The sequence below is a fragment of the Methanobrevibacter sp. genome, from assembly GCF_045539575.1.
Taxonomy (GTDB): domain Archaea; phylum Methanobacteriota; class Methanobacteria; order Methanobacteriales; family Methanobacteriaceae; genus Methanocatella.
Map to the genome: position 1 here is coordinate 40,795 of NZ_JAZQFM010000075.1, position 17,689 is coordinate 58,483.

16 protein-coding genes are annotated in these 17,689 nt (G+C 33.9%); 9 read left to right on the forward strand and 7 right to left on the reverse strand.

Annotated elements, in window-relative coordinates; translation table 11 throughout:
- Positions 1 to 6: 6 nt before the first annotated feature.
- Complete coding sequence (locus ACKI30_RS09410) at positions 7 to 255, forward strand: hypothetical protein (protein ID WP_295162167.1); 249 nt, start codon at positions 7 to 9, stop codon at positions 253 to 255.
- Positions 256 to 271: 16 nt separating this feature from the next.
- Here ACKI30_RS09410 and ACKI30_RS09415 read toward each other — a convergent pair whose 3' ends face one another.
- Genes ACKI30_RS09415 through hypD form a run of 3 tightly spaced genes read right to left on the reverse strand, consistent with a single transcriptional unit; the run spans position 272 to position 3,343 of the window.
- Complete coding sequence (locus ACKI30_RS09415) at positions 272 to 1,582, reverse strand: TldD/PmbA family protein (RefSeq protein WP_407411901.1); 1,311 nt, start codon at positions 1,580 to 1,582, stop codon at positions 272 to 274.
- Positions 1,583 to 1,589: 7 nt separating this feature from the next.
- Positions 1,590 to 2,294, reverse strand: coding sequence for a phosphoglycolate phosphatase (locus ACKI30_RS09420; RefSeq protein WP_407411903.1), 705 nt, complete (start codon positions 2,292 to 2,294; stop codon positions 1,590 to 1,592).
- A 2-nt stretch (positions 2,295 to 2,296) separates the two neighbouring features.
- On the reverse strand, positions 2,297 to 3,343 hold the full coding sequence (gene hypD / locus ACKI30_RS09425) for a hydrogenase formation protein HypD (RefSeq protein ID WP_407412058.1): 1,047 nt from the start codon (positions 3,341 to 3,343) through the stop codon (positions 2,297 to 2,299).
- A gap of 87 nt (positions 3,344 to 3,430) precedes the next feature.
- Here hypD and ACKI30_RS09430 point away from each other — a divergent pair, with 87 nt between their 5' ends.
- Both ACKI30_RS09430 and ACKI30_RS09435 read left to right on the forward strand, forming a co-directional pair.
- A complete protein-coding gene (locus ACKI30_RS09430; RefSeq protein WP_407411905.1) occupies positions 3,431 to 5,113 on the forward strand; it encodes a cytidylyltransferase domain-containing protein in 1,683 nt (560 codons plus the stop codon).
- Entirely contained in the window at positions 5,113 to 6,168 is a 1,056-nt protein-coding gene (locus ACKI30_RS09435) for an N-acetylneuraminate synthase family protein (protein WP_407411907.1), read from the forward strand. The genes ACKI30_RS09430 and ACKI30_RS09435 overlap by 1 nt, the downstream gene beginning before the upstream one ends.
- 11 nt (positions 6,169 to 6,179) lie before the next feature.
- Here ACKI30_RS09435 and ACKI30_RS09440 read toward each other — a convergent pair whose 3' ends face one another.
- The 3 genes from ACKI30_RS09440 to ACKI30_RS09450 form a co-directional block, all read right to left on the reverse strand.
- Positions 6,180 to 7,703 carry an NERD domain-containing protein gene (locus ACKI30_RS09440; RefSeq protein ID WP_407411909.1) on the reverse strand — a complete coding sequence of 508 codons (1,524 nt, stop codon included), beginning with the start codon at positions 7,701 to 7,703 and terminating at the stop codon, positions 6,180 to 6,182.
- An 89-nt stretch (positions 7,704 to 7,792) separates the two neighbouring features.
- The gene (locus tag ACKI30_RS09445; protein ID WP_407411911.1) at positions 7,793 to 9,511 is read right to left on the reverse strand and encodes an ArnT family glycosyltransferase; all 1,719 of its coding nucleotides are present in this window, start codon (positions 9,509 to 9,511) and stop codon (positions 7,793 to 7,795) included.
- A gap of 12 nt (positions 9,512 to 9,523) precedes the next feature.
- Positions 9,524 to 10,366: a UbiA family prenyltransferase gene (locus ACKI30_RS09450; RefSeq protein ID WP_407411913.1), complete on the reverse strand. Its 843-nt coding sequence runs from the start codon at positions 10,364 to 10,366 to the stop codon at positions 9,524 to 9,526.
- A 135-nt stretch (positions 10,367 to 10,501) separates the two neighbouring features.
- Here ACKI30_RS09450 and ACKI30_RS09455 point away from each other — a divergent pair, with 135 nt between their 5' ends.
- The 4 genes from ACKI30_RS09455 (at position 10,502) to ACKI30_RS09470 (ending at position 15,064) form a co-directional block, all read left to right on the forward strand.
- A complete protein-coding gene (locus tag ACKI30_RS09455) occupies positions 10,502 to 11,596 on the forward strand; it encodes an inositol-3-phosphate synthase (protein ID WP_407411915.1) in 1,095 nt (364 codons plus the stop codon).
- A gap of 169 nt (positions 11,597 to 11,765) precedes the next feature.
- A complete protein-coding gene (gene oadA / locus ACKI30_RS09460) occupies positions 11,766 to 13,484 on the forward strand; it encodes a sodium-extruding oxaloacetate decarboxylase subunit alpha (protein ID WP_407411917.1) in 1,719 nt (572 codons plus the stop codon).
- 102 nt (positions 13,485 to 13,586) lie between these two features.
- Positions 13,587 to 14,588, forward strand: coding sequence for a tRNA-dihydrouridine synthase (locus ACKI30_RS09465; RefSeq protein WP_407411919.1), 1,002 nt, complete (start codon positions 13,587 to 13,589; stop codon positions 14,586 to 14,588).
- Positions 14,589 to 14,914: 326 nt separating this feature from the next.
- Positions 14,915 to 15,064: a hypothetical protein gene (locus ACKI30_RS09470; protein ID WP_407411921.1), complete on the forward strand. Its 150-nt coding sequence runs from the start codon at positions 14,915 to 14,917 to the stop codon at positions 15,062 to 15,064.
- 613 nt (positions 15,065 to 15,677) lie between these two features.
- Here ACKI30_RS09470 and ACKI30_RS09475 read toward each other — a convergent pair.
- Positions 15,678 to 16,280 (reverse strand): hypothetical protein, encoded by a 603-nt coding sequence (locus ACKI30_RS09475; protein WP_407411923.1) that lies wholly within the window; start codon positions 16,278 to 16,280, stop codon positions 15,678 to 15,680.
- Positions 16,281 to 16,345: 65 nt separating this feature from the next.
- Here ACKI30_RS09475 and ACKI30_RS09480 point away from each other — a divergent pair, with 65 nt between their 5' ends.
- Positions 16,346 to 17,359 carry a M48 family metallopeptidase gene (locus tag ACKI30_RS09480; RefSeq protein ID WP_407411925.1) on the forward strand — a complete coding sequence of 338 codons (1,014 nt, stop codon included), beginning with the start codon at positions 16,346 to 16,348 and terminating at the stop codon, positions 17,357 to 17,359.
- Positions 17,360 to 17,369: 10 nt separating this feature from the next.
- Positions 17,370 to 17,660, forward strand: a complete 291-nt coding sequence (locus ACKI30_RS09485) for a transcriptional regulator (RefSeq protein WP_407411927.1) — start codon at positions 17,370 to 17,372, stop codon at positions 17,658 to 17,660.
- Positions 17,661 to 17,689 lie beyond the last annotated feature (29 nt).

Consider the following 17,689-nt stretch of genomic DNA (forward strand, 5'->3'; position numbering starts at 1 on the left):
GATATTATGTCTAAAAAAGATTTTGATGTGGATAAGGAACTGGAAAGAATTGCTCGTAAAACAAATTTAAACATGAGAAAATCAGAATATTCTTTTGAAAATCAACTAAAAAAACTAGATAAAGACATTAACAATCTCACAAAACAAAAAATAAAGGATTTTGATAAAAATAAAGAATTAACTTCACAATATCTGTCCATTGACTATAAGCAGGATACAATTGACAGATATAGAGAAAAATTAAAAAAGATTTAATTTTTCTTCTTTTTTTTTAATTTTGGCCAACAACTCTTAAATCATGCACTAGCAGTTTAGGAATTATGTATGGTCCGTATTGTTTGATTTCTGAGTTTAAACCTTCTACTTTTTTCATAATTTCAAAGATATTTCCAGAAATCATTGCCTTATTGATAGGGTCTGTTAACTCACCATTTTCTATTTTAAAAGCGTTGCTTGCTTCAACTGAAAAGTCTCCGGAAATTGGGTTTGCGGTATGGGCTCCCAAGACGCTTGTTGTTAAGACTCCATTGTTGATTTCATCCAAATCCTTCATTTCACTGAATTTAAATTCCAGATTTGTCGGATTAATCATTGGGGTGGTTAGGTATGAACCTCTGTATCCGTTTGAGGTTGTTTTTAAACCGGCCTTGTTTGCGGTGTAAATGTCATAAATAAATGAGTTTAAAACACCGTCCTTAATCAAATCGGTTTTTTGAGATGCGCTTCCTTCTCCGTCACATTTTGCAGTATACATTCCTTTTTCTAAAAGAGGATTGTCTATGATTGAGAGTGTTGGGTTGGCAATTTCTGAGCCGATTTTGCCGTTTAAAATTGATCTTCCCCTCATCACATTTTCACCGTTGAATGCGCTGATAAATGTTTGAAGAAGTCCGGTTGCAGCGTAATAATCTAGAACAACGTCATAATCATTTGTTTCAATAGGTTTTGTGTCAAGTGAACTTTTTGCAAGGTTGCATACTTCATTTGCTAATTTTTCACCGTCCAAATCGAAAAATCTTGAAGCCTGTGAGTTGTATGCTGTGGCAATTTTGCCGTCCTCTTGGATAGTCACTGAAAGACTTACTCCGAATCCTGTTCCTTCATCTTCTATTGAAACTCCATTCGAGTTTAGGATTAATGATCTTCCTTCACTTGCGGAAAAACCTGATCCTGTTACTTCACATCCGCTGTCAGTTGCAGTTGTGATGACATTTTTTAAAAATTCAACGGATTCGTTAAGGTCCAAATCATTAAATTTTTTGTCATAAACTTTTTTAACATCGCTTACTTTTTCAACTTCAGCGAATGCATAGTTTTCATCTTTTTTGTTAAGTTTTGTATTTTCTATTGCCTGCATTCCGGTTTCAGCTATTTTTTCCAAATTTGATGTGAATGCAAAACCAACTTTATTGTCTTTAATTACTCTTATTCCAACACCTTGCTCGATTTCCTCTTTTGCAAAGTTCAATTCATCCTGTTTTGAGTCCAGCTCGATAAGTTTGGATTCATCAATGTAAATTTCATAAGAGTCGCATTCGTTTTCAACGGCCCTTTTTGCTTTATTAGCTATTTCATATATCATTTTATCACTATAATGCAAATTTTTCAATAGCTTCCGCCACTCCATCGCCATAAAATTTTTCACAGGAGTATGTGCTTATTTCTTTTAGTTTGTCTTCAGCATTTCCGACGGCTATCTTGTATCCGACTTCCTTGAGGAAATCCTCATCGTTTTGACTGTCTCCAATAGCCATCACGTTTTCCATATTTATTCCGTTTCTTTCGCATAAATATCTCAGTGAAGTTCCTTTGTTCACTCTTTTATCGGTAATATGGAGTGCAAAGCCACTGTCATAAATTTCAAGTTCGTCCAGATATTCAAAGTCTTTTAAGGCATCTTCTATTTCTTCTCTTGATATTGTCTTGTAGAATACTGTTTCAGTTAAACGGTACATGTTGTCATGAGATGCATGTTTTTCAAACTTGTCGCCTAATTTCTCTTTAAGGTGATTTTCAGCAGATGTTACGAAGTTTTTATCCACCATTATTTCAACGGCATTGTTGTTTTCACCTTCTTTAAAGACGACTCCTCCATTTTCACATACAAGTCCTCCACTGCATCCTATGAGAACTTCAGTAGCATATGCATAGTTGACTACGTTTCCGGTAACAATTATTGTTGGTATTCCTGCGGCTTCCGCTTTTCTTAAAGCTTCAATTGCGGAGATGCAAATTTGTCTTTTTTCGTCAGTTATTGTTCCGTCGATGTCTACTGCTATTGCCTCGATTGTCATGGTTATCCTCTTGAATATCTGTGTGCGATGTTACAAGTTCCTTCTTTACTTACCATACATGCACCGATTGGATGAAGAGGATTGCATGCTTTTCTAAATAATTTGCAGTCTTCAGGCCTTGCAAGACCTCTTAGAATCGGACCGCAAATGCAGCCTTTAGGAGCTTCATTAACATCTTTGACTTCAATGTCATATTTTTCACGAGCGTTAAATTCACTGAATTCGTCCTTGATTTCCAGGATTGAATTTGGTATTTTTGGAAATCCTCTCCATTCTCTGGAGGTTACATCAAATACCTGGTCTATCATTTTCTGTGCAACGACGTTTCCTTCATCTTTAACTGCTCTTTTGTATTCATTTTCAATTTTCGGTGTTTCATTATGAATTTGTCTTAAAATCATGTACACTGACATTAATATGTCCAGCGGATTAAATCCTGCTACTGCTTGAGGTATTCCGTAGTCGGTTGAGAAGTATTCGAAAGGTTTTGTTCCAATTATTGTACAGACATGTCCTGGTTGGATTAATGCGTTTAGACTGGTTTCTCCTGAATTGATTAAAAAGTCAATTGCAGGCGGAATCAATCTGTGGCATGAGAGCACTGAGAAGTTTTCAGGCGGTGTAGCCAGAAGTTCTGCAGCAGTTGTAGGTGCTGTTGTCTCAAATCCTGCTGAGATGAATGCAACATCATTGTCTACTTTTTCAGCTATCTCAATCGCTCTGTTAATTCCATAAACGACTCTTACATCTCCTCCTTCTGCTTTTGCATCAGCAAGTGATCTTTCAGAACCGGGCACTCTTAACATGTCTCCAAATGTTGTTATTGTAACTCCTTTGTCAATGAGTTCCAAGGCTTCGTCAATTTCACGTGATGGCACTACACACACAGGACATCCAGGGCCTGCGATGATTTCCACTTCTTCCGGAAGCAGACTTCTAATTCCATTTTCCATAATGGTATGTTCATGAGAACCGCACACGTGCATAATTTTTACGGGTGTAGCTAATTCATTTATTTTTTTCAATAACTTTTCAGACATATCTTTCATATTCATATTAACACCGAAGATTTAATATTATATCATAAATATATTTAGTATTGGATTTATTATATTTTGTTATTTTAAGGGATAGATATGTTTAATAATAATATGATTTTAGTAGTTATTCCAGCCAGGGGCGGCTCAAAAGGCATTCCCCGTAAAAATCTGAGATTACTCAAGAATAAACCGCTCATTTCTTATTCTATTGGTGTTGCCAAGGAATCTCAATATGTTGATGATGTTGTTGTAACTACTGATGATTCTCAAATTGCATTGATAGCTGAAAAATTCGGAGCCAGTGTCGTTAGGCGCTCTGAAGAACTGTCCACTGATGAGGTTCTTCTTGATCCGGTTATCCATGATGCAATGATTCAAAAGGAAAAATTGGCATTTGATGAGTATGACATTATAATTACGCTCCAGCCAACTTCTCCATTAATAAAAGCGGAAACTTTAGATAAGGTAATTGAAAAATTCGAAGACTTCAGCGTTGACAGTGTAATTTCAGTCGTTGACGACAGGCATTTAAGCTGGGGATATGATGAAAATAATGACAGGTATTTCCCGAATTATATTCAAAGGGTAAGTAAGGAGAATTTACCTAAATCCTTCAGGGAAACCGGCGCAATTCTAGCCACAAGACGTTCCTTTGTTCATGAGGACTCACGTTTAGGCACAAATATTGATATCGTTGAAGTGTCTCCTGAAGAAAGTGTCAACATTGAAAGATATGAGGACTGGTGGCTTGCTGAAAATTATTTGATGCGTAGAAATATTGCAATGGTGGTGGCTGCAAATGATGAAATCGGAGCCCGCCATATTGACAGATGCGTTTCACTTGCATCCAAATTGGTTTTCCATAAGGTTTTATTTTTGATAAGGGAAAATCAGCAACTGGCCATTGATAAGTTGGATAAATTAAATTATTCATATAAAACTTTTGAAGATTTTAAAGAGTTATTCGATATTTTAAACGGATTTGGTGCTCAAATTGTTGTCAATGATATTTTGGACACTTCAGAAGACTACATTTTAACTTTAAAGGAAAATGGTTATTTTGTGGTTAATTTTGAAGATTTAGGTGTGGGCATGCAACATGCTGATGTGGTGTTCGATGAGTTATATGAACATGATATGTCCGAAGAAAACGTTTATACTGGATATAAGTATTTCCTATTAAATGACGAGTTTTATTATCAGCCTCCAAAAATTATTAAAAATGAAGTTAATAGAGTTTTAATTAATTTTGGAGAGGTGGACAAACAAAATCTTACAGAAAAAGTCATTGATTCAATTTTATCCACAACCTATGAGGGAAGAATTGATGTTATTGTTGGAAGAAGCTATGAAAACTTAGAAGGACTTATCTCCAAATATGAATCAAATCCATTAGTTCAGATTTATCAAAATGTTTCAAATATCAGTGAGTTCATGTTTAATGCGGACCTGATTTTCACTTCAAATGGCAAATCATTATATGAAATATGCTCTATTGGAGTTCCTGCAATTGTATTGTCTAAGGATGACAGGGAAATGTCACATACTTTTGCAAACATCAATAACGGCTTTGTCAATCTTGGTTTAGGTGAATCAGTGGATTCTCAGAGTTTGGTTGAGGAATTTGCAAAACTAGTCAATGATTATGAGCTAAGGCTGAATTTGCATAAAAAAATGCTTTCATTCAATTTAAGAAATGGATTTGAAAATATCGCCTCTGTTGTTGAAGAGAACTATCGTACATTCGAATTTAATAAAGATTTAAATCAGGTTATATGATGAAAGTATTTAACAAATCCCCATTCCTCATTGCAGACATCAGTTTAAATTTATTTGATTTTGCTAATCAGGAAAAGATATCCTTAATGGAATCAGCATTATTTTTAATTGACGAGGCCAAGTCCTGTGGTGTTGACGGAGTAATGTTTCAGTCATACACCTCAGAAAATATCATTTCAAGAGATTCTTCTATTTTTGATGAGTTATACATTGAATCTCCAAATGACTATTTTGATTCATTGAGAAAATATGACAAATTAACTGTTGAGGAATACAGGAGATTAGCTGAGTATTGCCATGAAATAGGTGTGGTTTTTTTATCAACACCCAATGACTTTGAATCTGTTGATTATTTGGATGAATTTATGGATGTTTTTAAGATTTCATCTTCCGATTTGACCAATATTCCTTTCATTAAACATGTTGCAAGTAAAAATAAGCCGATATTGCTTTCAACCGGTGGTGCAACAATTGGTGAGATAAAACAGGCCGTCAGAGCTATTGAAGATGTTTCAATTTCAGACATTGTCATTATGCATTCTGTTTTATCATTTCCAACAAGATATGAGGATGCAAATCTCTTGATGATTAAAGATTTGGCTGAGAATTTTCCGGAATATGAAATCGGATATTCCGATCATACTATGCCTGATGAAAACATGATGGTTTTGACTACTGCTTTTAATTATGGCGCTTCCGTATTGGAAAAGCATTTTACTTTTGATAAAAAAATCGACTCTTTGGACAGTTCATATGCAATGGACGGCGATGATGTAATTAATTTCAAGAGAAATGTTTTATTTTTATCAAAGATTAACGGTCGTAGGAATAAGCAGCCTTTGATTTGCGAATCTTTAACCAGAAAGGAAATCAGAAAATCAATTGTTTCAGATGTGGATATCAAATGTGGAGAGATAATCAATGAATCCCATATTGCATTTAAAAGGCCTGGAGTGGGAATTTCTCCATCAGATATTGATGATGTAATTGGTAAAAAAGCAAATCAGGACATTCCTAAAGATACTGTACTCAAGTTTGAAATGCTTGAAAATTAAAAAAAGAAAAATTAAATTTCTGAAGAACAATCTGCAGAGTAGTTGTTAATTAAAACAGCACATTTGTCAATTGTTTCAGAATCTAATTTAATAGTACTTGTTTGGATTTGATTTAATAATTCTTCAATAAATAGGTCTTCATCGGTTAAAGGCATATTTATTACAACAACTTCATTGTTAATGAACCCGACTAACGGTTCAACAAAACAGTTTCTAATATTGTTCTCATTTAAGAAGTTAATTAAATCTTCACCTAAACTCAAAGCTTTTTGTTTGATTTTATTGTCTTGAGAGAATTTAGCTTGTTTTGTAGTGTATCTAAATTTCCTCATATTTCCATTAGTTGGAACTTCTTCAATCTTATCTTCATCTAGTTCGCTGGATCCGATTAGATTTAGATTTTCATTTTCAGACTCTAATCTAAGTTTTGGATTGTATTTCTGTGAGAGAAGTGCATAAATTCCAGTTGGACCTACAACTAAATGGTTTATACTAGCATTTGATGTTGGAGTTTTAACGTTGTAGAATACGTAGTAATCTTCAGGTAAAGTTAATAAATGTTCCCTGATGATTCTGGTTCTAATTTCAGTCTCTTTCACATCTCTATTTTTATATAAACCATAACATAAGATAATTACTCCGATAAATAGAGCAACTATTCCAACACCGCTATTTATTAATAATATCTCAATAATGCTTAATATGAAAATTACAGCACCTATTAAAAGAATAGTATTGTTTGTATCCATATTTTTGATATCGAAATCATTTCCAGATGAGAGTCCTATTCCTGTTTCAGGTTCAGGTATGGTGAGCCTGTCAATAAAGCTTCCAAATGATTTTTCAGAAGCTTCATTTTCATTATTAGGGTAATACTCGTTCATTCCTTTAAAGAATTCATCTTTGAGGAAATTTTTCAAGATATTATAGTCGTTAGTTTTTGGAAGAGCAAATTCTTTTCCAAATTTGGATAAAACAGGTTGAGGAATTGTTGTTCTTGCAGTTTTGGAATTCCTTTCTTCTTCCTCTTTAAGCTCTTGCTCTTTTTGCTCAGTTTTTGCAATTTCGAGCATATGCTCTTCAGAGAAGAAATTTTCCAATCTGCCAGTAATTGACTTAAAGGAGCGTGCATTATCCTCTGTCTGTTCTTCTTCAGGTTCTGAATTTTGTGGTTGTGATTGTTGTCTGATGTGTTTAACTTCTTTACGTCTTTCTTCAATGTAGTTGTCAAGTTCTTTGTTCAATTCATCATCTAAATATCTTAAAGAACCTCCGCAACTGTCACATTCATAATCCAGTATGTTATCACTGCTTTTTATTTTATATTTTAATCCACAGTCTTCACATTGAACAATATGTGAATTATCATACTTGAATGAACTAATGAAAGATGAACGAGATGAAGTTTCTCCATCAGAATATTCTTCCAAATATTCGAGGTCACCTGCACATGAAGAACACTCGAATGTAGTAATGTCATCATTATCTTCGAGTTGGTATTTTGCACCACAGTTCTTACAGCATACAACTTTCATATTATCCTCTTTTGTTAATTATGTTATTAATTTTAAATTTTTTTAATTATATATGTTTCTAATATTGTGTAAAATGTTAATGTTGATAATTAATTATCATTTTCATAATAGTATAAAGACACTTCTCCGTTTTGATATAACTTAACGTAAGGTTCTCCAATTGTATTATTGTAATTGGCAATGAAATAGGTCACATTATTTTTCATCAATTCATCTGTAAAATTGGTCTCATTCGATGTCTTTTCACAGGATGGAATCTCCATTTTCAGATTGAATGACATGTCTCCTCCTCTGTCTGCCCATATGGTTTTATTTGCATAATTCGGATCATGTTTGACTAGCCATTCGCAAACAGCTTTTTCTTCAGATGCCGCTGTTTCAAAATTAGTGTGCATTTGATTGTCAAAGGTATGCGGTGAGTTTCCAAGTGCAAATACTCCAGTGCATAACAGTATTAGACATACTAATGCAATTGGGACAACTGTTTTAATTTTATCAGCATGTTTGATAGTTTTTATTTTATCAAATATTAAATTCAAGGATAAAATCACGAAATATGCTACAAATGGAAGCATCGGCATGAAATATCTGTCCACTTTTATGTGGTAATATGTAAAGAACGCGAAATTCACAACAAACCAGTATAACATGATGAAATCAAATGTAAAGTCATTTAGCTCTGTCTTGTATAGCAGTCTGTAAATTGCCAGAAGAGCTATTGAAATTATAATTACTGAAAATATGATTGATATCTTGATGTAGGTTAAGAAGAATAACGCAAGGAAAATTATAAAGATTGCTAATTTCAATGTTTTATTCTCATTTTTCAATATTTCTCTGTTCTTTTCATTGAATAACTTTTTAAGGGCAAGTATTAATCCGATAACCATTATTGCTGCCAAAATGTATGATGTTATTGAAGGGTATCCTCCAATCCATTGCATTTTGGTTATTATGAAACTTCCAGGTTTTAAGGAGTATGGAACGAATTTTTCTGTCCCGATATATATTAAAAAGTTCTTAATATAATAGAATACATTAATCACTGCAGTTCCGCCAACAGTATTGGTGCTTGAGCTGGAAATGTCTCCTCCCTGGGATAGGAAAAACATGCCTATGTTAAAGTATTGATATATTCCAAGGAATATTGCCAAAACAGCAGCTCCAAGACCCATTCCGATTATTATGTCTTTGATGTTGTTTTTTATATTTAAAATAGGATCTTTGACCAGTAAAAATTGCATTAAAACGACAGGCACTGTCAGCAATGCGGTGAATCTTGCAAAGAATCCAAATATGGCCAGTGGAAATGCGATATATAAAAATTTAGTGTTCTTTCTAAATGATAATATTGTGAAATAGATTGTCCAGATTGAAATGCACATTGCGGGAATGTCCAGCATTCCTTTGGTGACCCATACGATGACTAACGGGAATGTTGAAAGAATCATTGATCCTGAAAAACTCAGGATTTCATCAAATTTCAGCCTTAACAGCAAATACATTCCAATAGCTGCAAATATGTAAAAAACGCTGCTGACAATGATAATTGTCGCATCTGATATGAATCCCATTCTGAAAAATATTGATGTTATCATTGGTATTAATGGAGACAGTCCACGTGTGGCTTCCATTCCGGTATCATAACCTGCATAGAATAGGGCATTGTTCAAATAGAAAAAGACATCCCTAACATAGTAAACTCCAACTTTACAGTCAATGTTAAGCAATAATAATGTTATTGCGGTTATAATTATTGCCAGTGAAGATATTGCAATAATATCTCTTTTGTGTTCTTTAAAGTTCATTTTAAATCTCCCTTAAAATGTTCCGAATATGAATGAAACAAATGCTATGAGCATTCCCATTTTCAAGTATTTTGAAACTTTGCCTGCAGTTTCCCTGTCCTGATTTCTTATAATGAGCACTGCGGAGTAAAGGAATATGATCACTGCAATTGCAATTACGATTAAGTAATAAAATCCGAAGACATGATAGTAATAAAGGAGAGGGCATAATGCACAGTCAATCACAATTAATATGGCTGCCAAAACGGAAGTTATTTTCGCACCGTAGAGGATTGGCAATGTCCTGGCTCCTTCTGATTTGTCCCCTTCCATATCTTCAATATCTTTTACAAGTTCACGTGCTGTGGTCATGACAAATGCAAAAAATCCTAAAAATATTGATGTTGAAATGATTGTAGGATTATTTAATGTGTATCCTCCAAAAACGAATCCAAAACCTGTCATGAATCCCACTGCAAGGTTTCCAATCAGAGGTGTTGCTTTTAAGGTGTATGCATACAGGTAAAGAACCACATCTGCAATCAATACAATAATAAATGGAATCCAATTGTTTGTTAAGTAACTTATTAGGAATCCGCAGATTGTTCCAAGCAAAAATAGAAGATATCCATAATTTCGACCATTTTTTAGGGAAATTCTTCCAGAAGGAATTGGTCGTTCTGGTTTGTTAATCAAATCAATTTGGTAATCGAAATAGTCATTAATCACATTTCCGGCAGCTGTTTCAAAAAATACTGCAAGCATTGCAAGAATTATGGGTAAATTAAGGCTTCTGTCAATAATTGCTATCAGAATTATTGCAATTGCACCCATCATTGCATTTCCAGGTCTCAATATCTCAACATATGGATTCATTATTTTTTCCCTCTAAGGATTTTTTAATAAGATATACGAATAAAGCATAATTTTATAAAGTATATTATATAACATAATATTAGTATTTTATTTAATAAAAATTATTACTAATTAAATTTTTAGCTGGTGTTAAATTTGGAAAAAATTAAAATAGCTATTGTTGGAATAGGTAACTGTGCAAGTTCACTTATTCAAGGAATTCATTATTATGATGGTAAAAATCCAGAGGATGCAATAGGTCTCATGCACTGGGAAATTGGAGGATACAAACCTAGTGATATTGATGTTGTTGCAGCTTTTGATGTAGATGCTAGAAAAGTTGGAAAAACAATTGATGAAGCAATTTTTGCAAAACCAAACTGTACAACTGTTTTCCAAGAGAATATTCCAAAATATGATGTTAAAGTAAGTATGGGTCATGTTTTAGACGGCGTTGCTGAACATATGTCCAATTATGACGACGAATACACTTTTGTAGTTAGTGACGAAGAACCTGTGGATGTAGTTTCCGTTTTAAAAGAAAGCGGTGCTGAAATATTAGTAAACTACTTGCCTGTAGGATCTGAAGAAGCTGCAAGATATTATGCTCAATGCGCTCTTGATGCTGGAATCGCATATGTGAACTGTATGCCTGTATTTATTGTAAGTGATGATGAATGGGATGCAAAATTCAGAGAAAAAGGCATACCAATCGTCGGTGATGATATTAAAGCTCAAATTGGAGCTACTATTACTCACAGAACACTAGCTAGTTTATTCATGGACAGAGGTGTTAAATTAGATAGAACTTATCAAATTAACACTGGAGGTAACACTGACTTCTTAAATATGCTCAATCGTGAAAGACTCGATTCCAAAAAAGAATCTAAAACCGAAGCTGTACAATCTGTTTTAGATGAAAGAATGGATGACAGAGATATTCACATTGGTCCAAGTGATTATGTCCCATGGCAAAATGATAATAAATTATGCTTCCTTAGGATGGAAGGTCGTACATTCGGTGATGTTCCAATGAACATCGAATTAAGATTAAGTGTAGAAGACTCTCCAAACTCAGCTGGATGTGTAATTGATGCAGTTAGATGTTGTAAAATCGGTTTAGAAAGAGGAATTGGCGGACAGTTAACTTCCATTTCATCATATACCATGAAACATCCTCCTGTACAATACACTGATGATGAAGCATATGAAAATGTTGAAAAATTCATTTCTGGCGAATTAGAAAGATAATTTTTCAATTTTTCTATTTTTTTACTTTTTTTTTAAAAATTTTTTTCATTAACTTTTTTTCGTATTTTCAAACTTATTGTATTAACAATTTATATAATATCAAGAACATATATTATAGTTGGATATTTATTGATTATTTATAAATAAAAATTAAAAGAGGTGTAAAAGAATGGCAAAAGTAAGATTTACAGAAACAGCACTTCGTGATGCTCACCAATCTTTACTTGCAACTAGGATGAGAACTAGGGATATGATTCCTATTGCAGAAGAGATGGATAATGTAGGATATTTCTCTGTTGAAGCTTGGGGTGGAGCTACTTTTGATACTTGTATTAGATTTTTGAATGAAGATCCTTGGGAAAGGTTAAGACAATTAAAATCTGAATTTAACAAAACTCCTATTCAAATGCTTTTAAGAGGACAAAATTTAGTTGGTTATAAACATTACCCTGATGATATTGTAACTAAATTTGTTGAAAAATCCTATGAAAACGGTGTTGATGTTTTCAGGATTTTCGATGCATTGAACGATATAAGAAATATGGAAAAAGCAATTAAAGTAGCAAAAGACCAAGGAGCACATGTACAAGGTACAATAAGTTACACAATAAGTCCGGTGCATTCCATAGATAATTTTGTAAATCTTGCAAAAGACCTTGAGGCACTTGACTGTGATTCTGTAGCTATCAAGGATATGGCTGGTTTAATCACACCTACAGCTGCATATGAATTGGTTTCAAAACTAAAAGAGGAAACTGATTTGCTTGTCGATTTGCACTGCCACTGTACAAGTGGTATGACTCCAATCAGTTACTATGCTGCATGTCAGGCAGGTGTAGATATTTTAGACACTGCTATTTCACCTCTCGCTTGGGGAACAAGTCAACCTCCTACTGAAAGTATGGTTGCAGCTCTTCAAGGAACTGAATTCGATACAGGTTTAGATTTAAACTTATTGACTCACATTAAAAAATACTTTGAAGATATCAAAGAAAAATACCACTGTATTTTAGATCCGATTTCTGAAAGTGTTGACGCTGACGTATTGCTTTATCAAATCCCTGGAGGAATGCTTTCAAACCTTATTTCTCAACTTAAAGCTCAAGGAGCAATGGACAGGTATGAGGATGTATTGGATGAAATGCCAAGGGTTAGAAAAGATATGGGATATCCTCCTCTTGTAACTCCAACAAGTCAGATTGTAGGTACTCAAGCTGTACAGAACGTTTTGGCTGGTGAAAGATATAAAATAGTTTCCAATGAAGTTAAAGACTACATGAAAGGAATGTACGGAAAACCACCGGCTGCTGTAAATGAAGAAATTTCCAAAAACATCATTGGCGAAGAGGAAGTAATTACCTGCAGACCTGCTGATTTGATTGAACCTGAATTTGATAAATTCAAAGAAGAGGGTGAAAAAGAAGGATTCGTCGAAACTGATGAAGATGTATTGACTTACGCATTATATCCTACTGTAGCTCCAAAATTCCTCATGGGTAAGGCTGAAGAAGAAAAACTTTGTACTAAAGTTGAAGACCCTGTTGAAGAGGATGCAATTCCAACAGATTATACTGTTGATGTTGACGGAGACATTTTTGAAGTAAGAATCATGCCTACAGGTTTTGTCAATCCTGACAGTGAGGATGCTGAAGGTCCTGTCGTTTATGAGGAAGGAACAGTATTCACATCCATGCAAGGTAACATAATTAAACTTTCCGTTGAAGTTGGTGACAAAGTCACTGCTGGAACTCCTATCTGTGTCCTGGAAGCTATGAAAATGGAAAACAACATTGAAGCAGACCATGATGGTGTTGTAACAGAAATTCTTGTAGAACCTGGTGATACAGTAGCTGTCGGTGACGGATTAATGGTTATTAAAGATGAATAACCATTTTTATTTTCTTTTTTTTAGATAAGTTTAAAATTACTTAACAATTTAAATATACTCATTTTTAAATAATCTTATATTTAGTAGTTATATGGTGATATTATGAAAGACATATTTGATGAATGTCAATTAGGGGAGTTAAAGCTTAAAAGCCGTGTTGTAAGAACTGGAACATGGGAAACCGAAACTGAAGAGGGAGGATTTCTATCTCCTGCGGTTTATGATAAATATGAAAAGATAGCAAGCAGCGGCATAGGTCTGATAATATCAGAAATGTTTGTGCTTGACCACAAGGACCGTTTTGCACAATATTCCTCAAGTTTGAATTATCTAGGTTTTGTTAAAGAATATAAGATGATAACAGACATCTGTCATAATCATGATGTTCCGATTTTAGGCCAATTGGCGTTCTTTTACTATGATGACGGTGATAATCAAAAGGCAGAACCAAATGACTTGACTCTGGAGGGAATTAGAAAGCTTCAGGCAGAAGTGATAATGGCTGCTAAAAAATTCTCATTTGCAGGTTTTGACGGAATGCAGATAGATGTGGGAAACAATTTCTATTTGACACGTTTCATAAACCCTTACTTCAATCAAAGAAAAGACCAGTATGGTGGAAACACTGAAAATCGTGTAAGGATAGTGTCTGAAATCATCAAGGTAATCAAAAAGACAATGCCCGATTTTCATGTAAGCATCAGAATTAATCCGTGGGATGTAAGAAAAGATGGAATGACTGCTGAGGAAAGTCTTAAAGTTGCAAAGGAACTTGAAAAGGCAGGTGCGGACAGTATTCAGTTGACCGCACGTACAATATCATATCTTTATGACGGCAGTGAAAAAAATCCATTTTTGGTATATGTTGACAATTTGATTGATGAGATTGATATTCCGGTTATTTTAGGCGGATCTTTAAGGGACATGAAATCAATGAACGATGTTTTAAACCATTCCAATGTGGAATTCATGTCAATGTCAAAACCGTTTGTAGCTCAGGCTGACTTTTTGGCTGACTGGAAGAAAAACGGTGAGGGAGTTTCAATCTGTCAAAGCTGCAACAATTGTTACTCTAAAAAGACCAGTACCTGTTTTAAATATTAAACAGTACTGTTGTTTATTTTTTTTATTTTTTTTTCATCATGTAATTTTTTGCTCTATTTCTGATTAAATTGACACATATGTAAATTATCAGTTTATATGCTTTTTAAACATGGTGTGGATATTAGTTGCAGTATATGCCTTTTTCATATTTTTCATTCATCCAACCATTTTTTAATTCATTATTTCGCCGCAAAGTTTATATGCGATGTTTTTCTCACTTCAATTTTACAAAATGTCTTCAACAAGCTTTAAATAATTCTCAGTGCATATGTATTATCTTGAAAGGCCTCAATCTATAAAACATTTTTGGAAGGGGGTGAATAAACATGATACGATTCAGTATAGTCAATGTTTATTTGTTAATCAGAGTAGTTTTACCGTATGACTTTTCTGGTGTTCTTTCCATGCGTCAAATGGAGGTGAAAAAAGTGGAGTTAATTATCTTCATCATTGGATCATACTGTCGAATATCATGACAATACTGATTCTAATGAAAGATAAAAGATAATGACTCAAATTTTCACCCACTAAGGCAATTAAATATAAACAAGTCAATGATGGGTATTGAAGACTAATGTTTTCATGAGGCATTTCCTCTGAGATGGGCACTGTTTAATTGCCCATTTTTTCTAAATCAATTAAGTTTATATATGTTATTCAATAATAGGATTATACAAGGGATTTACTTTTTAAGTAAACCTCTATTAAGATGCTAAAAAATGTTTTATGATTAATGTCTAATACGGGATATTGCAGGGATTTTTCTCTGCAATAGGACATTATCTTATTTTTTAAAACCTGATTATTTAATTCTTCTCTAGTTTTTGTTAAGAAACAATATAATTAAAAATAATTACATATTATAGCCATCCGATTTAAAATAGTTAGGTTTATAATATCAGGTTGACTATTTTTTTTACATAATCGATAGTTATAGAAATATCAGTTTATATGCTCTTATTTTTCTAAATCTATTATATATTTGAATATAAATAGTTTTCAGGAGTTTCAATAATGTTTATGATTTGCCAAAGTTATTTGAGGGTTAATATTTGAATTTGATGTGTTAAAAATATTTTTCAAAATCAATCATCTGTTGTGGTAAGTTAACAGGATCCTGTTAAACCTGGTGTCGTCGGGTGTGTTTTGATGATTGGATTGTGACTGGAATTTGGATTCCAGATAATTGTATTCTCCATCCTGATTTAACTTGTTTATTTTTTGCTCTTTGTATATATCAATGGATTTGTCTAATGTATTGTAAAAGGTTTCATCGCTCAAGTCACTTTTAGGCGTATTTTTAATTAACTTTTCAATGTCTCCTGTAATTTCTGAGCCTGTCCATTTAATTTCGTAGGTCGAGTTGCCTGATGCAAAATATGCATGGGAAAGATTTCCGTCAACATATTCATTATAAGAATAGTAATGTCTAACCGGATGGCCGTCAATGTTTGTCTCTTCGCTCGAATCTTTTTCGACAGCCCAAAGCCCGATTGCACTGGCCAGATTGTCATCAATGCATCCGATTGAGAAAACATTGTCAAGTTTATAATAACTGCCGGTTAGCTCGCCTCCCTGATATTTGGAGGGTAGGCTAAAATCAACATTGTTGATGGTTACTGTTGAGTCATTTGCATATGCGCAGCCCATTATGAGTATTGTTAATGCGAATGCGATGAATATTTTTCTCATTTTTCAACCTCATTAATATCTTTGTATACACAAACTTAAATATTTTTAACAACATATAAAATAGTATGGCAAAAAATGATAGGAGCAGTGTCAACCCGTTTACAGGAAAGTCTCATTTTGACATTGTAAATGACGATAAATTCATTGAGGAGTCATATAATGAATATTACAGTATGATAAATCAAGCACAGCTTTTAGATGATACTCCCAATGGTCAGATAGTTAGAAATGTTGCAATCAGATTAATTCAGGCAGTTGAAAATCATCTGGCACAAATCGGCAGAAGCGATTATACAAAGGACTATTATGATTGGGATTTTCATTTGGTGGCTGACAACACAGTAAACGCTTTTTGCATGCCTGGTGGTAAAATCGTAATGTTTTCAGGCATTCTTTCCGTTGCAAATACTGAAGAGAAGGTGGCATTTATTTTAGGTCATGAAATGGCTCATGCACTTCTTGACCACTCACGTACAAGACTAAGTGCGCAAAATGCTCAAAATGCGATTACTTCAGCGGCATGGTTTGGAAGTTTTGCACTTGATTTAGTTGGATTGGGTGAAATTGGAGGTCTTGCAAGAGCTGCCACAAACGTTGCAAGCGTAGGTTCCCAATTTTTCCTGATGAATCCATGGGGAAGGGATCAGGAACTTGAAGCGGACAGGTTAGGCATGATGATAATTCATTGGGCAGGATATGACATTTCTTCAATTCCTGCATTTTGGCAATCCATGGCGGGTGGAAATCCGAACAGTCATGACTTTTTTTCAACTCACCCGTCAGATTCCAAAAGAATTGCCGCCATGAATGAACTGATTGCAGAAATTGAAAATGAAAAGGACTTTTATTCCTCTCCTGTTTTGAGTGACGTGCCAAAGCCTAAAAAGGAATATGAATCTTCACATGTGGCTGCAGATAACATTAAGTACTGCCAAGTCTGTGGAGCAAAGGCAGAGGCTGACGCTAAATTCTGCATAAGTTGCGGGTCTAAATTTGAAGATGAGCAGAGATGCTCCAATTGCAGCGCTCCTATAGAATCCGGCGATAAATTCTGTACAAATTGTGGGAATAAAATTTAGGAGGTAGTTTATGGCTGATAAAGTTAGACCTGAAGATAAAATCAAGGATTATGATGATTTGGTTAAATTTATCAATAATTCTTCTTATAGAGTAAATGTTTTAAAGGACTTGTCTGATGGTGATGTTAAAATGCCGAGAGACATTGCTGTTGACTGCAATATTTTACCGAACCATATTTCCAACGTTTTAACTTTACTCAAGAATTTAGGTCTTTTGGAGTGTATTAATCCTGAAGTTAAAAAAGGACGTCTTTATAGGCTTTCTTCTGAGGGTAAAGACATTATAAAAGATTTAAAATAACTTTTTTTCTTATTTTTTTCACTTTGCGA

Bases quoted from the DNA above. Each gene is read 5' to 3' on its own strand.
- ACKI30_RS09410 (WP_295162167.1), top strand. From the start codon at position 7: ATGTCTAAAAAAGATTTTGATGTGGATAAGGAACTGGAAAGAATTGCT.
- ACKI30_RS09415 (WP_407411901.1), bottom strand. From the start codon at position 1,582: ATGATATATGAAATAGCTAATAAAGCAAAAAGGGCCGTTGAAAACGAA.
- ACKI30_RS09420 (WP_407411903.1), bottom strand. From the start codon at position 2,294: ATGACAATCGAGGCAATAGCAGTAGACATCGACGGAACAATAACTGAC.
- hypD (WP_407412058.1), bottom strand. From the start codon at position 3,343: ATGAAAGATATGTCTGAAAAGTTATTGAAAAAAATAAATGAATTAGCT.
- ACKI30_RS09430 (WP_407411905.1), top strand. From the start codon at position 3,431: ATGTTTAATAATAATATGATTTTAGTAGTTATTCCAGCCAGGGGCGGC.
- ACKI30_RS09435 (WP_407411907.1), top strand. From the start codon at position 5,113: ATGAAAGTATTTAACAAATCCCCATTCCTCATTGCAGACATCAGTTTA.
- ACKI30_RS09440 (WP_407411909.1), bottom strand. From the start codon at position 7,703: ATGAAAGTTGTATGCTGTAAGAACTGTGGTGCAAAATACCAACTCGAA.
- ACKI30_RS09445 (WP_407411911.1), bottom strand. From the start codon at position 9,511: ATGAACTTTAAAGAACACAAAAGAGATATTATTGCAATATCTTCACTG.
- ACKI30_RS09450 (WP_407411913.1), bottom strand. From the start codon at position 10,366: ATGAATCCATATGTTGAGATATTGAGACCTGGAAATGCAATGATGGGT.
- oadA (WP_407411917.1), top strand. From the start codon at position 11,766: ATGGCAAAAGTAAGATTTACAGAAACAGCACTTCGTGATGCTCACCAA.
- ACKI30_RS09465 (WP_407411919.1), top strand. From the start codon at position 13,587: ATGAAAGACATATTTGATGAATGTCAATTAGGGGAGTTAAAGCTTAAA.
- ACKI30_RS09470 (WP_407411921.1), top strand. From the start codon at position 14,915: ATGATACGATTCAGTATAGTCAATGTTTATTTGTTAATCAGAGTAGTT.
- ACKI30_RS09475 (WP_407411923.1), bottom strand. From the start codon at position 16,280: ATGAGAAAAATATTCATCGCATTCGCATTAACAATACTCATAATGGGC.
- ACKI30_RS09480 (WP_407411925.1), top strand. From the start codon at position 16,346: ATGGCAAAAAATGATAGGAGCAGTGTCAACCCGTTTACAGGAAAGTCT.
- ACKI30_RS09485 (WP_407411927.1), top strand. From the start codon at position 17,370: ATGGCTGATAAAGTTAGACCTGAAGATAAAATCAAGGATTATGATGAT.